Origin of the sequence: Occallatibacter sp., assembly GCF_036502485.1 — a bacterium.
In the GTDB taxonomy this organism is placed as follows: domain Bacteria; phylum Acidobacteriota; class Terriglobia; order Terriglobales; family Acidobacteriaceae; genus Telmatobacter.
Genome location: NZ_DASXYM010000051.1, coordinates 19818 through 34701, shown reverse-complemented (window position 1 = coordinate 34701; position 14884 = coordinate 19818). Strand labels below are relative to the sequence as shown.

Below are 14884 nucleotides of genomic sequence, written 5' to 3'. Positions count from 1 at the left end.
CAGTACCGATGGAGGAGTCTACGGTTCACCTCTTCTAGAATGGCAAGCATGACCAGGCGTATTGGTGTTCATCTGGGCACTTCGGGTGGGGTGTCGAACGCGGTTTTGCGGGCGCGAGAGATGGGCGCGAACACCTTTCAGATTTTCTCTTCGAGTCCGCGGATGTGGCGGGCGTCGGCCGTGGATCCCGAGCAGGCGGAAAGGTTGCGCGAGCTGCGCGCGCAGCATGACGTGGGGCCGCTGGTGATACACACTTCATACCTGGTGAATTTGTGCAGTGTGACGGAAGAGGTGCGGCGGAAGAGCGTGTCGGGGTTCCGCGGCGAGATGGAACGCGCGCTGATGCTGGGGGCGGAGTACCTGGTGTTGCATCCGGGATCGTGGAAGGGCATGACGCGGCATGAGGGGCTGAGGCTGGCGGCCGAGTCGATTGAGCGGGCGATTGATGGGTTGCCCTGGCAGGGGACGCCGTTCAGCGTTTTGATTGAGAACACGGCAGGAGCGGAGTGCTCGCTGGGCGGGAGTTTTGACCAGGTGGCGGAACTGGTGATGCTGTTGCGCAATCATGCTCCGGTGGCCGTGTGTTTGGACACCTGCCACACGCATGTAGCGGGGTACGACCTGGTGACAGAAGAGGGGTACGAGGAGACCATGATCCAGATCGAGGCGACGGTGGGGTTTGATGCGGTGCGGGTGTGGCACTGCAATGACGCCAAGGCCGCGCGGGGGTCGAAGCTGGACCGGCATCAGCACATTGGGCAGGGAACGATGGGGAAGGAGCCGTTTCGGCGGCTGCTGAATGATGCGCGGTTTGCGCATTCCGCGTTTATTGCGGAGACGCCGGTGGATGAGGACGGCGACGAGGCGAGCAATGTGCGGGCGCTGAAAAGCCTGGTGAAGAAGCGCTAAGGATGTTGGGATGGCAGCAGGCTGCGTCGATGCATCCCGGTCGACGGCGTATGAGGCCGCACCGCAACAATTCGCTTTAAGGCGAGCCCCTCCGAGATGTCAAAGTCATGGAAAGTAGTTTGACTGCAAAGGAGATCGTGGCATGCGGAAGGTTCTCAGAGTGTCCTCGCTGGTTCTGGTTTTCTGTTTGAGCATTGCCGGGGTAATGGCGCAGGCGCCCGCAAAGGATGCGGCGCCGAAGCCGCCGGATAGCCCGTCGAAGGTACTGCTCGACTCGTGGAACGACATTGGGCGCAAGCTGATTGCGATGGCTGAAGATATGCCAGAGGACAAGTACGATTTCAAGCCGAATCCGGCGCAGCGCAGCTTTGCCGAGCAACTGCTGCACGCGGCGGGCGCGAACTATTTCTTCATCAATCCGGCGAGAGGGATGGATGCGCCGAAGGGCGATCCGAAGCGCGCGGATTACAAGACCAAGGCGGCGGTGGTGGAGTTTGTGAAGAAGTCGTTTGGCGACAGTGCGGCTCTGATCGAGAGCAAGGGGGACTCCGGCCTGAACGACTTGATGGTCGATCCGTTCTCGAAGAATCAGTCGCGCATCAGCGATTTTGCGTGGGGATTTATCGAGCACGACGGGGAGCACTACGGGCAGTTGGTGGTGTACTACCGCACGGCAGGGCTGGTGCCGCCGGAGTCAAGGCCGAAGAAGTAGGCAGCTTTGCAGGTCCGCGGGCGAAAGCCGGTTTGCTGTTGGGGACCGGCTTCGCTCGCGAGCGACTTTACGCAGTAAAATGGCATCCGTCGAGGCTTTATCGCGGAGATTTGCCGATGGGTGCGAATTTCTCAAGGGTTCCAGCAGTGTTTGGCTTCATCATAGCGGCGACTTACATCGTGGCTCAGAGATCCGCGCCGGGTCCGGATTGCGTGGCAGAATCTCCGATCTTCCAGCCATACACGGCAGAATTCCGATTCACCGATACAAGCATGCTGGCCGATGGAAAGACGGCATACCCGTTCGTCCACTCGGGTGTTGAAGCGGCCGACTCGCGGGGGCGCACCATTGTCGCGGATTCGTATGTTGCCAAGACCGGCAAACATCCCGACCTGGGGGGCTCAAGAATTTTCGACCCGGTTGCAGGAACCGAGATCTTGTGGAGCGCCCGCGAAAACATGGTGATGGTGTGGAAGATGCCGGATAGCGCGAATCGGCACGGCTGCTGGCAAGTGGATTCAGACCGTTTCAAGTTCAGCTTTAATTTTGATGCGCCTGCGTTCGGAGGGTGCGCTTCTCGCCAGGCTTCGTTCCAACGAGCTCAAGATCAGAGAGACGCTCCCTCAGAAAAGGAAGCGCCGCAGGCGGGTGAGGCGGCGTCAGCAGATGCCGTTGCTGCCATGGGGCGGAACGCAGAACCGCAGACCCGCAAACCGACGCCCATCTACGAAGAACTGGGCACGGCCATGATTGCGGGGGTGGAGGCGCGGGGATACCGGTGGACTTATCCTCCAGGCAATGGGGTGCAGTCCGAGGAGCACTGGGTTGCCACCGATCCGGCACTCGGCGGGCTCTGGGTTCGCCAGGCGGTGCAATTTTTTGATAACCCGGGCCGGACGAAATCCTGGATGAAGGAGCTGGTGAATCTCAGACTCGGCGAACCAGACGTGGCTGGGTTTGAGCCGCCGGCAGACATTCCCGTTACCAGGAAGGAAATGCGCCCGATTTCGTGTGCTCCGTTGCATGCGGACCCCAGATAGCCGCCAGCATCTGTCCGTTTACACTAAGAAGTTATGGCGGAAGAGAAAGAACTGAGATACGACCCGGCGGGGATTGAGCCGAAGTGGCAGGAGCGCTGGGCCGCGGACCCCGCGTTGTATGCGGCTGACCCAACCGATAGTGGCAAGCCCAAGTATTACGTGCTGGAGATGCTGCCGTATCCCAGCGGCCAGCTCCACATGGGGCACGTGCGCAATTATTCGATTGGGGATGCGCTGGCGCGCCATATGTGGATGCGGGGCTACAACGTGCTTCATCCGATGGGGTGGGATGCGTTTGGATTGCCGGCCGAGAACGCGGCGCTGAAGAACAATACGCCGCCGCGGGAGTGGACGCTGGGCAATATTGCCGCCATGAAGCGGCAGATGCAGCGACTGGGGCTGGGATACGACTGGGCGACGGAAATCGCCACGTGTCTTCCGGATTACTACAAGTGGAACCAGTGGTTCTTTTTGCGGATGTACGAGCGCGGGCTTGTGTATCGCAAGAAGAGCAAGGTGAACTGGTGTCCGGAGTGCGCCACGGTGCTGGCCAATGAGCAGGTGATTGATGGCCGCTGCTGGCGGCACGAAGACACGCTTGTGGAGCAGCGCGACCTAGAGCAGTGGTTCTTCCGTATTACGGCATATGCGCAGGAGCTGCTGGATGGGCTGGACAAGCTGGAGGGGTGGCCGGAGAAGGTGCGCACGATGCAGCGCAACTGGATTGGCCGCAGCGAAGGCACGGAGGTTGAGTTCTTCCTGGCGGAAGAACTCAACCAGGGGATAGGGAACAGGGAACAGGGAACAGCAGGGAGGCCGATCCGGGTTTTCACTACGCGCATCGATACGATTTTTGGGGCCACCAGTATCCAACTGGCGCCGGAGCACGCGCTGGTACAGGAGATGGCTGCGCTCGACTCAGGGCTGGCGAAGCAGGTGGGTGAGCTGCTGGACGAGCAGAAGAAAGCGCGCGAGGCCGGGGATGTGGGCGCGATTGAGAAGCATGGCGTGCCGACCGGGCATTTTGCGGTGAATCCGTATAGCGGCGAGCAGATTCCGATCTGGGTGGCGAACTACATTCTGGCGGACTACGGGACGGGCGCCATCATGAGCGTACCGGGGCACGACGCGCGCGATTTTGAATTTGCGCAGAAGTATGCAATTCCGGTGCGGCGGGTGATTGCGCCGGCTGAGGCAGCGGCGGAGGAGCCGGAGCTTCCTTATCTGAGCGAAGACGGGGTGTTGATTCACTCAGGCGAGTTTGACGGGGTTACGTGTCACCAGGCGCAGGAGCGGCTGGGGCAGATGGCGATGGAGAAGGGGATTGGCGAGCCGACGGTGACGTTCCGGTTGAAGGACTGGGGGGTGAGCCGGCAGCGTTATTGGGGCACGCCGATCCCGATGGTCCATTGCGCAACGGACGGGATTGTGCCGGTGCCGGATGAGCAGTTGCCGGTGATTCTGCCGGAGCGGATCGAGATCACGCAGCAGGGTGGATCGCCGTTGGGGCGCGTGGCGGAGTTTGTGAACGTGACATGCCCGAAGTGCGGGCAGCCGGCGCGGCGCGAGACCGACACGATGGATACGTTCGTGGACTCGAGCTGGTACTTTTATCGCTACACGGACGCGAAGAATGCGGCGGCTGCGTTTGAGCCGGCGAAGGCGCAGCACTGGTTCCCGATCGACCAGTACATTGGCGGCGTGGAGCACGCGATTCTGCACCTGATCTATTCGCGGTTCTGGACCAAGGTGATGCGGGACCTGGGCCTGATCAAAAACGATGAGCCAGCGACGCGGCTGTTTACGCAGGGAATGGTCATCAAAGACGGCGCGAAGATGTCGAAGTCGAAGGGCAACGTGGTCTCGCCCGATGACATGATTGCGCGCTACGGCGCGGATGCTACGCGGATGTACGCGCTATTCGCGGCTCCGCCGGATCGCGATCTGGAATGGCAGGAAGACGGCGTGGCGGGAGTGAGCCGGTTCCTCGGGCGCGTGTATCGGCTGGTGATGAAGCATGCGGGTGCGGCGCGCGAGGCTGCCGGGGGCCGGGCTGTGACCGCGCCGGCCGACCCTTCACTCAAGCTGCTGCGCAAGCTGCATCAGACTATCGCGAAGATCACGCACGATTTTGAAGGGCGGTGGCACTTCAACACGTGCGTGGCAGCCATTATGGAACTGGTGAACGACATGACCGCGGCGGATGTGCAGCTTGCTTCCGGCGAAGTGCCCGCGGCGGTTGTGCGGGAACTGCTAACGACACTGGTGCTGCTGGTGTCGCCGTTTGCGCCGTATCTTTCGGCGGAGTTGTGGGAGGAGCTGGGAGGCGAGGGTGCAGTGCTACGAGCCAGCTGGCCGAAGAGCGATCCGGCACTGGCAAAGGAAGATGAGCTGGAGATTCCGGTGCAGGTGAACGGCAGGCTGGTGAACGTGGTGCGCGTGCCGGCGGGCTCGGCGAACGATGTGGTGCAGGCCGCGGCGCTGGCGGATGAAAGGGTGCGGTCGCGCATTGCCGGGAAGACGGTGGCCAAGGTGATCGTAGTACCCGGAAAGACAGTGAACCTTGTCGTCAAGTAGCATGGCAGCGAAACCGTTACGCGGCACCCAGTCCATTGTCGGGCAGATGGGCTGGGTGTTTGCGCGCCCGTCGCTCACGGCATTGGAGGTGGCGTGGCGGTGGATCATTGGCGCGCCGATTCTGGCCGTGTGCTGGATTCAGCTGCAGAAGATCCTTGCGGTATTGCCGCCGGAAGCTACGGGGCTAAGCAACGTCGACCTGACGAATCCGTGGGTGAGTGCGTTGCGGCTGGCGGTGGCGTGGGACATGTACAAGCCGCATGTTCTGTCGGTGTTGCAGTGGCTTGTGCCGGCGGGCGCGGTGGCGTGGATTCTGGTGTCGGCGATCGGCCGCAATGTTGTGATCAAGCGTATGGAGCCGGGCGTGCGGTTTCGACCGGTCGCGATGATTGCTCTGCAGGCTGCGTGGGTGGCGGCTTTCGCGATCACGGGCTGGGGATGGTGGGCGTCGATTGGCTGGACGGCGAGCAAACACATGGGGAGCGGCGGGGAGCCGGACCTGGTTGGGTACACCATGTGGGCGATTTTTTTGACGCTGGGGTTCTTTACGCTGTGGGCGCTGATCAGCTGGGTTGTGGCAATCGCCCCGATGCTGTTGCTGCTTGAAGATTGCTCGACGTGGGAGGCGCTGAAGAGAAGCGCCAAACTGGGGAGGCCTTTCACCGGCAAACTGGTTGAAGTCAACCTGGTAATGGGCATTGTGAAGCTGGCGCTGCTGGTGCTGGCGATGGTGTTCTCGTCCGTGCTGATTCCGTTTGCGGGCGAGATTGGAGCAGGAACGCTGCAGATGGAGTGGCTGATTGTTTCGGTGTTTTACTTCATCGCCAGCGACTACTTCCATGTCGTCCGGCTCAAGGGCTTTATTGAGTTCTGGCGGATTTTTTGCGGTGCAGCGTAGAACTTTCAGCCTGAGCGTAGAACTGTCCCCATCCGTCCGGTAATTGCTACAGATGGAGGCATCCCTAGATGAGTGGCTCGGTTGCGGGGAATCGCAGTTTCAATCCCCTGCGGTCACTGGCCGTGTTGGCCGCGCTGATGGTCTTCATGTACCTGTGCTCCTGCACGCTACGTTTCACCAACGATGGGCTGAATCTGGCGTTCGGGGCTGTCTTCTATCTGCTCCCGCTTCTGGCAGTCAGGCCTGCCCGGCGCCTGCCCCGCTTAGCGAAGATCACGAGTCTGATTCTGCTCGCGCCGGTCTTGGTGCTGTCCTTTTTCGGCTTGTCGTCCATGGCCGCGTGCGACATCCCAGACGCAATCAACCACGCGCAACTGAGCCGGGAGCTATGCACGATCTATCAGGAACAGTATTCGGTGCGTCTTAGCTGGGACGAGACGTCAGGCGGTGCGATAGGGCCGCACGGCGTGAGCCTGCAGCAACGAAGGAACATTTTTCCCGGCTTATATGCCGTGAAGTTCCTGGACTGGTTTGAAGGCGCGAGTGAAGGCACTCTTTCATTTGAAGGTCCAAATAGAGTCTCGTTATACATTCCGGCCGCCGGGTATGCCCTCTATAAAAAGGAGGTTCGGCGGGTGTATTCGTTGAAACCCTGGCTGTATTTCTGAGCAACTGCGCTCTGGTGGCGCCTTGAGTGATCAGGGCTGTTATAAGGCGTGGTATTCTGCGTCGCATGCGCTGCACATTTCGTCTGCTCACAGTTGTCCTGATACTCTGCGCCACGCTGGCGCATGCGCGTGTTAGCCGCGTGGAGATCACCTCGCGCGCGGATGTGCTCGACGGCGAAGCCTTTGGCGATGTGGGGGCGTACGAGCGCATCACGGGGCGCGTGTACTACCAGCTGAAGGTGGACAACTGGCATAACTCGGCGATTGTGGATCTGGTGAACGCGGTGAACCTCAAGAACGGCGAGGTTGAATTCGCATCAGACTTCATCGTTGTCCGGCCCAAGGACATGGCGAAGGGTAACGGCTCGATGTTGCTGGAGGTTCCGAATCGCGGCCGCAGCCGGATCATTGGGCTGGTGGATGGAGGCGACTGGGACCTTGCGCACAACGCAGGGGACGGCTGGCTGCTGCGCAACGGCTACACCATTGCCGCGGTGGGCTGGCAGTGGGATGCGGCGGGGGAAGGCGCGCTGGGTTTTGTCGCGCCGGTTGCGAAGGAGCGCGGGAAGACCATCATTGGATTGCTGCGCGGGGATTTCATGTTGTCAAAGGCTGCGGAGGATGTGCCGCTGGGACACCTGATCCTGGGAACGATGGGCGGATCCGAGTACCCGGTTTCCGATCCTGAGGACACGCGCAATGTGCTGACGGTGCGCGACTCCCGCAACGCACCGCGCACGCCGATTCCGCGCGCGCAGTGGAAGTTTGCGCATGCGGTGGACGGGAAGCTCACGGCAAGCGATCGGTTCATTCATCTTGACGGCGGGTTTCAGCCGGGCAGGATTTACGAGTATGTGTATGCGGTTGCCGATCCGGTGGTTGCGGGAGCGGGCTTTGCGGCGATTCGCGATTTCGCCGCGTGGTCAAAGAATGCGCCGGACGCGGTCGCGCCGGTGAAGCGCGTATATGGTGAAGGGATTTCGCAGAACGGCCGTTTTCTCCGAGACTATCTTTACCAGGCATTCAATGGGGATGAAGAGGGCCGCATGGCTCTGGATGGTGTGCTGGCGCATGTGGCCGGTGCGGGAAGGGGCAGCTTCAATTACCGATTTGCGCAACCATCGCGGGACGCGCAGCCGACGTCGTCTGTGTTCTTTCCCACGGACGTGTTCCCGTTCACGGATTTGCCGGAAACGGACCGGGCGGTTGCTTCAGCGAAGGTGAAGGGTGGGCTGCTGGATCGCGTTGCGGGCGAGCGCAATGTGCCGAAGATCTTCTTTTCGAACACTTCGTATGAGTATTGGGGGCGCGCGGCGGCGCTGATCCATGTGGTTCCAGGGCCAGGGGGCGGCTCGGGGAGCGCGCATCCGTCCGCGGAGGGCATGCTGGATGCGGAGATTTCGCCCTATGTCCGCATTTATCACTTCACGGGATTGCAGCACTTCTCCGTGCCGTTTCCGCCGGAGAAGGGGAAGGGCGACCTGCTAGGGCAGCAGCCCCAGTCGCCGCTGCCGGTGAAGTATTTCTGGCGAGCCATGATTACCAACATGGATGCGTGGGTGCGGAGCAATACGGAGCCGCCGCCCAGCAGCTATCCATGGATTGCGGACCAGAATCTCATTCCGCTGGAGAAGTATGCGTTTCCGAAGATTCCGGGCGTGAATGTTCCGCACGAAGCGAATGAGGCGTGGCGGCTCGACTTTGGGCCTGACTGGCGGAAAACGGGCATTCTCGCGCGCCAGCCGCCGACGCTGGGGCAGCCGTTTCCGGTGCTGGTGCCGCAGGTGGACTCGGACGGGAATGAACGTGACGGAGTGCGTCTGCCTGAGTTTGCCGCACCGCTTGCGACGTATGCTCCGTGGAATTTGCGTGATGCGTCGATTGGGGCGCCGGAGCAGCGGGTGTCGTTTGAGGCATCGTGGATTCCGTTTGCGAAGACGGCTGCGGATCGCCAGCGCACGGGGGATCCGCGCAAGTCGGTTGAGGAGCGTTACAAGAGCCGCGAGCAGTATGTGGCTAAATACACGGCCGCGCTGGATGAACTGATCAAGCAGCGCTGGATTCTTGCGGAGGACCGTGCGGCCGTGCTCGAGCGCGGCGAGCAGGAGTGGGATTTCGCGACGAAGTAGGCGCCATTGTTCTCGCGCCTCGTCACCGTTGCTGTGATTCGCCGGTGGTAGAGTCCCTGATGGTCTATTGGAGGCACTTCGATGTCTGAGCTTCAAACGATTGCGGTTCTCGGTGCGGGGACGATGGGCTCCGGCATTGCGCACGTGTTTGCCCGCAGCGGGTTTCGGGTGTTGCTGTGCGATATCGAGCAGAGATTTCTGGACCGGGCGGTGGGGCAGATTCGCGCGAATCTGGGGCGTGAGGCGGCCAAGGGAAAGTTGGCCGAAGCCGAGTTGGAGCCGGCGATGTCGCGGATCACGACGACCGTCGACCGTGAGGCTCTTTCTGCTGCCGACTTCGCGGTTGAGGCCGCGAGCGAGCGTTTTGAGATCAAGGCGGACCTGTTCCGGGCACTCGACCGTATTCTGCCGGGGGAGGCGATTCTGGCGACAAATACGTCTTCGATTTCGATTACAAAACTTGCGGCGCAGACCCAGAGGCCGGCGCAGGTGATCGGGATGCACTTCTTCAATCCAGTGCCGGTGATGCAACTGGTCGAAGTGATCCGGGGGATGGCGACGACGGATGCGGTGTACGCGGCGGTGCGCGACCTGGCGATCAAGCTGGGCAAGACACCTGTGGAGGTGAATGATGCGCCGGGATTTGTGTCGAACCGGGTTCTGATGCCGCTGATCAACGAGGCCGCTTACGCGGTGATGGAGGGTGTGGCGACGCCGGAGGCTGTGGACCAGGTGTTCAAGCTGGGCATGGCGCATCCCATGGGACCGCTGACGCTGGCGGACTTCATCGGGCTGGATGTGTGCGTGGACATTATGCGGGTGCTGTATGACGGGCTGGGGAATGCGAAGTACAATCCGTGCCCGCTGTTGATTCGAATGGTGGATGCGGGGTGGCTGGGGCGGAAGTCAGGGCGGGGGTTTTACACGTACGAGAAGTAGCCATTCCTTACCATTGGTAAGGCGTATATTGAGTATGAGGTCCCATTATGGCCAGCGCGGCTCTCACATCCAAGGGGCAGATCACGATCCCAATCGACGTTCGAAGAAAGCTCGGGCTCAAACCGGGTGACCGCGTGCGGTTTGTTGAAGGTGCGAATGGTGAGTACATCCTCAGGCCTAAGACAAATTCGATCATGGATCTTGCGGGAATTGCGCACTATTCCGGCCCACCCGTCACGATCGAGGAGATGAACGAGACCATTGCTCAGGGCTGGGCTGGTGATTGGTCAAAGGAACGATGACTGGACTCGACACCAACGTACTGGTGCGCTTTTTTGCCAAGGACGACACGAAGCAATTCAACCGGGCTCAGGCATTCCTTGCCGCTTTGACGCCCAACGCGCCAGGGTTCGTGTCTCTTGTCGCGCTGGCCGAAGTGACTTGGGTCCTTCAACGTCGCTACGGAATGAAGAGAGTGGAGATTGCGCGTGTCCTTGAACATCTGCTCAACTCACCAGAAGTCGTGATTGAAGGTCAGGTCGCGGTGGCTCAGGCGCTGGTTCAGTTCGGACGGGCGCAATCGGATTTTTCCGACTGTCTGATCGAGCGATGCGGGTCAGTAGCCGGGTGCAAAGAAACGGTAACCTTCGACAAGGGTGCCGCCAAGATGGCAGGGATGAAGCTGCTGTAGCGCTATAACTCTCCCGGACGGAACCTTCTCTCCATCCTGTTCGTATCAGTCTGCAACCGGCTTGCCTCTTGGGTTCCGTACTCCGGCGGACCAAAGCGATGTGAGTCCAGTCGAACGGTTATGCAGAGCTTTGCAGATACACTCGGGCAGGTGTTCAAAGCCATCGCAGCCAACAAGCTGCGGAGTTTTTTAACCATGTTCGGCATTGCCTGGGGGGTGGGGTCGCTCCTGGTGCTTGTGGGACTGGGGGAGGGTTTCCGCTCGGGACAGAAGCGCAACCTGGCCCGCTTCGGCAACGACGTTGTCCTGATGTTTAACGGGACCATCCCCGCGATCGCCAACCAGCACACGGGGATGCGTCCTTACCAGCTCACGATGCGGGACCTTGAAGACATTCGCCGGTTGGCGGATGTGCGAGCGGCTACCCCCGAAATCAACCGGTCTGATTTGTATGAAGTGAGTCAGTGGGCGAACACGTCGAGCCACGTGATGGGAACAGACGCCACCTACTCTTCGGTGCGTAATATCCCGGTGATTGAGGGCCGCTTCATCGATCAGAAGGACGTAGACGAGCGCAGGCTGGTTGCGGTGGTAGGTTCCAAGACCGCGAATCTGCTGTTTCCGGGGCGCCCGCGGCTGGGTGAAACGATCACCATTGACGGCACGGCATTCCGGGTGATTGGCACCGTGGACAAGATATCCCGCGGCGATTATGACTATGACGACCGCAAGATTTATGTCCCGATCAGCACCATGCTGCAGCTCTTTCCGTTGAAGGGAGAGAACATGGCCCAGGACGCGCTGAGTTCGATTCAATACCAGCCGGCGCAGAAGGGCGAGGTTATTGCCGCAAAGGCAGCCGTGCACCGGGTGGTTGCAAAGAACCATGGGTTTGATCCGTCGGTGAAAGACGCGTTCCAGGAGTGGGACACTGTAACGGAGATGAAGATGATGGGCGCTATCTTCACGGCGATGGACGTTTTCCTGGGGGGCGTGGGGATTGTGACCCTGGGGCTGGGCGCAGTGGGCATTATCAACATCATGCTTGTTTCGGTCACGGAGCGTACTTCAGAGATTGGATTGCGCAAGGCGCTGGGCGCGACCAAGCGCAGCATCCTTACGCAGTTTTTCTGGGAGGGGCTTTTGCTGACGGGCGTCTCAGGGGCGATTGGCATTGGTGCGTCTGCACTGTTTATGGGTGTGCTCCAAGCGCTGCTGACGGGGAAGATGCCGGGTTGGGACCCGCCGCGGCTTGTTCCGTGGTCTGCGGCTGCGGCGATGCTGTCATTGGTGGTGAGTGGCGTGGCGGCGGGGCTCTATCCGGCCAGCAAGGCGGCGCAGCTTGATCCGGTGGAGGCGCTGCGGCGGGAGAACTGAAAAGGCAGTGGAGCTAGGGGAGTTAGTAAGCGCGCGGGGGAGTGACGAGCCATGCTCAAAGACATTTTCGGACAGGCGTGGGAAGCCATGCTGTATAACCGCCGGCGTACCACGATCACGATGGTGGGGATGGCGTGGGGCATTGCGACGGTGGTGCTGTTACTGGCGTATGGGGCAGGATTCAGCCGCGCCATTCAGGCTATTTTTGCGCAGTGGGGCACCAACATTATCGGAGTCTTCCCCGGGCGCACCAGCGAGCAGGCGGGCGGGGACAAGGCGGGGATGCAGGTGCGCTTCACGCAGGAGGACGTGGACCGCGTTAGTGCCGCGGTACCCGGCATTTACCACATCTCGCCGATGGCGAACAAAGACGTGACAGTGCGAAACGACCTGCACTCCTATACATGGACTGTGAATGGGGTGCTCTCTGTGTTCCAGGACATCTGGAAGCTGAATACGGACAGCGGCCGATTTTTCAACGGCGCGGAAGAGCAGCAGCGGGCACATGTGTGCGTGATCGGGTCGGAAGCCAAGACCAAGCTCTTTTCAGGCCAGTGGGCGATCGGCCAGACGATACGGCTGAACGGCGTTCTATTTACCGTTGTGGGCGTGCTCGCGCCCAAGATGCAGGAGGGTGAAGACAGCGACCGCAATCGGCAGATTTACATCCCATTCAGCACCATGAGCGACCTCACCGATACCACGTATCTGGGCGGGTTCTGGTTCAACTACCAGGGAAATTCCGTGTTGGTTGAGCAGAACGTGCGCTCCATTCTTGCCTCGGCGCACCACTTCCGGCCCTCGGACCACAATGCGATTTACGTTGCAAATCTGCTGACGGAGCTGCACCAGTTCAGCATCCTGTCTATGGCGCTGCAGGTGCTGCTGGCGTTTGTGGGGACACTGACTCTGGGAATTGCCGGCATCGGGCTGATGAACATCATGCTGGTTGCAGTGCAGCAGCGCACGCGCGAAATCGGGGTAGAGAAGGCGCTGGGGGCGCAGCGGAAGCATATCCTGACGCAGTTTCTGGCGGAGGCCATGGTGATCACCGGGGCGGGTGGATTCTCGGGAGTTGCGCTTGCGTATCTGATCTCGATTCTGGTGGGGCGCATCCCGTTCTACAGCGAGATCGCGCTGCATGCGCAGGACGCCGATATTCAGCTGATCATCTCGCCGATTTCCGTAGTGGTAGCCACTGTGATCCTTGTTGTGACGGGGTTGATCAGCGGCATGATTCCGGCGATACGGGCGGCGAATCTGGATCCGATTGAAGCGTTGAGGTATGAGTGAAGCAGGGAACAGGCAACAGGCAACAGAAGGCCGGACACTTGCGCGGCGCATCTGGATTCGATCGAGGCGTGGAGGCCGGAGCCCAGAGGCAACAGAACTGCTAATTTGTTGCGTGCTCCAGCTTCGACATGGGCGAAACCAGCATGCGGCTCACCTGCTGCGAGAGATCGTCGATTTTCCCATAGCTCTCGGGATTGCCGTACCTCAAGCGCCCAGAGATGAACAACTGCGTCTGCACCTCGGAGTTCGATCCTCCCGCATGGCCAAGAGACTGCAGGTACTGGCCCTTGCTGTTCTTGCCGTATCCCTCGGCTATATGACTCGCGACCGAAAAGGAAGCGCGGCGCAGTTGGATGAATGTGAGTTTAACGCACGGATCTTGGACCTAAGAGCCAGAGAAAGCATGGTTCCGGTCGGCTGTTGCTCGCACTACACGGGAGGCAGTCCGTCGACGACGGGGACGCCGGGTGGGGGTACAAATTTGAATACTCCGGCGGGGACTGGTGCGTTTGCGATCTCGCTGGTGAAGGAGAAGCGTGTGGTTACGCCGTCGTTCTCCTCGGTTTCGATGCCGGTGATGGCGCCGTCGGGGCGTACGGTCAGGGTGACGTGGGCGATCCGGTTCTCCTGGCCTTTGGGCACGCCGGTGAGGCTGAATTGGCCGTTGGCGGCGGGCTTGAGAGTGAGCTGATTGAATTCCTTTTCGAGCTGGGTGTGTCCCAGCAGAAACCGGAGAGGGGAGCGCAGATCGTCCAGGTCTTTGACTTTCATGCGCTGCACGTGCGGGTCGCCATTGGCGTAGAACCAGGCGTACTTGCCGTCGAGCAGGAACAGCTTGCCGGCCGGCGACGAGTAGTCCCAGCGCATGCGGCCGGGTTTTTCCATCAGCAGGGTGCCGCTTTCGGAGCGTTTAACTCCGAGGCCGTCGTAGCTCTCGGTGAACCAAGCTTTGAGGGAATGCAGTTTGTTGTAATGCTGGTCGACACGTTGCGCCATGGTGTGGGCGTCGGGCGCCTGAGAATGGGCGGGAAGCGCGGAAGAACACGCCCACAAGAGAATGGCGGCCAGCAGGTGCCGGCCGCCCCAATTTTTTTGAAATACCGAGTTCATTGGCCGAGGTTCTGGGTGCAGTTGGTGCCGCCGGTGGGATCGAATTTGATGCTGCCGAACTGGTCGCTGCAGAACGTGCGGTTGCCGGTCTGGCCGACGGTGAGCGGCTGCGCGGTGATGGTGTAGCCGGTAACGCGGTCGCTACCATTGGCGGAGTTCTTGGTGCAGTTGCCGATGGCGAACTGATAACCCGACTTTATGCCGGTGGAGAGGTCCTGCTGCAGCATTTGAGCGCTGGTTGCGGAGGGCGGTCCGGAGTGGGGATCGCCACCGAGTGCCTGCAGCGTGCAGGAATATCCCTGGGCGGGATAGGTGTTTTCGAACTGACTCTCCGCCATGTTGATGGCCCGGATGGACTGCATCGCGGATGTCTCGTTGGCGTAGCGCTTCATGTTCCCCATGGTAGGGATGGCAATGAGCATCAGGATGGCGATGATGGCCATCACAATCAGCAATTCCATCAGGGTGAAGCCGTTGGGCTGCGGGCGGCGGTTGCGCCTCAAGAGCAAATTCGTGCGTGTCATAAGGTTGTGAGCCCCTC

The 14884-nt window shown here is 60.5% G+C and carries 15 protein-coding genes; 12 read left to right on the top strand and 3 right to left on the bottom strand.

Annotated features, from left to right (window positions below):
* Nucleotides 1–48 precede the first annotated feature (48 nt).
* The 12 genes from VGL22_RS08520 (at nucleotide 49) to VGL22_RS08465 (ending at nucleotide 13233) form a co-directional block, all read left to right on the top strand.
* Nucleotides 49–909: a deoxyribonuclease IV gene (locus VGL22_RS08520; protein ID WP_465266478.1), complete on the top strand. Its 861-nt coding sequence runs from the start codon at nucleotides 49–51 to the stop codon at nucleotides 907–909.
* Between the two features lie 142 nt (nucleotides 910–1051).
* Nucleotides 1052–1621, top strand: coding sequence for a DinB family protein (locus VGL22_RS08515; protein WP_465266477.1), 570 nt, complete (start codon nucleotides 1052–1054; stop codon nucleotides 1619–1621).
* Nucleotides 1622–1833: 212 nt separating this feature from the next.
* Nucleotides 1834–2661 carry a hypothetical protein gene (locus tag VGL22_RS08510; protein ID WP_465266476.1) on the top strand — a complete coding sequence of 276 codons (828 nt, stop codon included), beginning with the start codon at nucleotides 1834–1836 and terminating at the stop codon, nucleotides 2659–2661.
* Between the two features lie 33 nt (nucleotides 2662–2694).
* On the top strand, nucleotides 2695–5238 hold the full coding sequence (leuS, locus tag VGL22_RS08505; protein ID WP_465266475.1) for a leucine--tRNA ligase: 2544 nt from the start codon (nucleotides 2695–2697) through the stop codon (nucleotides 5236–5238).
* A gap of 1 nt (nucleotide 5239) precedes the next feature.
* Complete coding sequence (locus tag VGL22_RS08500) at nucleotides 5240–6136, top strand: hypothetical protein (RefSeq protein WP_465266474.1); 897 nt, start codon at nucleotides 5240–5242, stop codon at nucleotides 6134–6136.
* Nucleotides 6137–6204: 68 nt separating this feature from the next.
* On the top strand, nucleotides 6205–6804 hold the full coding sequence (locus tag VGL22_RS08495) for a hypothetical protein (protein ID WP_465266473.1): 600 nt from the start codon (nucleotides 6205–6207) through the stop codon (nucleotides 6802–6804).
* A 65-nt stretch (nucleotides 6805–6869) separates the two neighbouring features.
* The gene (locus VGL22_RS08490) at nucleotides 6870–8933 is read left to right on the top strand and encodes an alpha/beta hydrolase domain-containing protein (protein WP_465266472.1); all 2064 of its coding nucleotides are present in this window, start codon (nucleotides 6870–6872) and stop codon (nucleotides 8931–8933) included.
* Between the two features lie 81 nt (nucleotides 8934–9014).
* Nucleotides 9015–9872 carry a 3-hydroxybutyryl-CoA dehydrogenase gene (locus tag VGL22_RS08485; protein ID WP_465266471.1) on the top strand — a complete coding sequence of 286 codons (858 nt, stop codon included), beginning with the start codon at nucleotides 9015–9017 and terminating at the stop codon, nucleotides 9870–9872.
* 47 nt (nucleotides 9873–9919) lie between these two features.
* Nucleotides 9920–10174, top strand: coding sequence for an AbrB/MazE/SpoVT family DNA-binding domain-containing protein (locus VGL22_RS08480; RefSeq protein ID WP_465266470.1), 255 nt, complete (start codon nucleotides 9920–9922; stop codon nucleotides 10172–10174).
* Entirely contained in the window at nucleotides 10171–10563 is a 393-nt protein-coding gene (locus tag VGL22_RS08475) for a PIN domain-containing protein (protein ID WP_465266469.1), read from the top strand. Before VGL22_RS08480 ends, VGL22_RS08475 begins: the two co-directional genes overlap by 4 nt.
* A gap of 120 nt (nucleotides 10564–10683) precedes the next feature.
* On the top strand, nucleotides 10684–11940 hold the full coding sequence (locus VGL22_RS08470) for an ABC transporter permease (RefSeq protein ID WP_465266468.1): 1257 nt from the start codon (nucleotides 10684–10686) through the stop codon (nucleotides 11938–11940).
* 51 nt (nucleotides 11941–11991) lie between these two features.
* On the top strand, nucleotides 11992–13233 hold the full coding sequence (locus VGL22_RS08465; protein WP_465266467.1) for an ABC transporter permease: 1242 nt from the start codon (nucleotides 11992–11994) through the stop codon (nucleotides 13231–13233).
* 100 nt (nucleotides 13234–13333) lie between these two features.
* Here VGL22_RS08465 and VGL22_RS08460 read toward each other — a convergent pair whose 3' ends face one another.
* The 3 genes from VGL22_RS08460 to VGL22_RS08450 all read right to left on the bottom strand — a co-directional run bounded on the left by VGL22_RS08460 (nucleotide 13334) and on the right by VGL22_RS08450 (nucleotide 14867).
* Nucleotides 13334–13582, bottom strand: a complete 249-nt coding sequence (locus VGL22_RS08460; RefSeq protein WP_465266514.1) for a four helix bundle protein — start codon at nucleotides 13580–13582, stop codon at nucleotides 13334–13336.
* Between the two features lie 80 nt (nucleotides 13583–13662).
* Complete coding sequence (locus VGL22_RS08455) at nucleotides 13663–14343, bottom strand: LolA family protein (protein WP_465266466.1); 681 nt, start codon at nucleotides 14341–14343, stop codon at nucleotides 13663–13665.
* Nucleotides 14340–14867 carry a prepilin-type N-terminal cleavage/methylation domain-containing protein gene (locus tag VGL22_RS08450; protein ID WP_465266465.1) on the bottom strand — a complete coding sequence of 176 codons (528 nt, stop codon included), beginning with the start codon at nucleotides 14865–14867 and terminating at the stop codon, nucleotides 14340–14342. The genes VGL22_RS08455 and VGL22_RS08450 overlap by 4 nt, the downstream gene beginning before the upstream one ends.
* Between the last annotated feature and the right edge of the window lie 17 nt (nucleotides 14868–14884).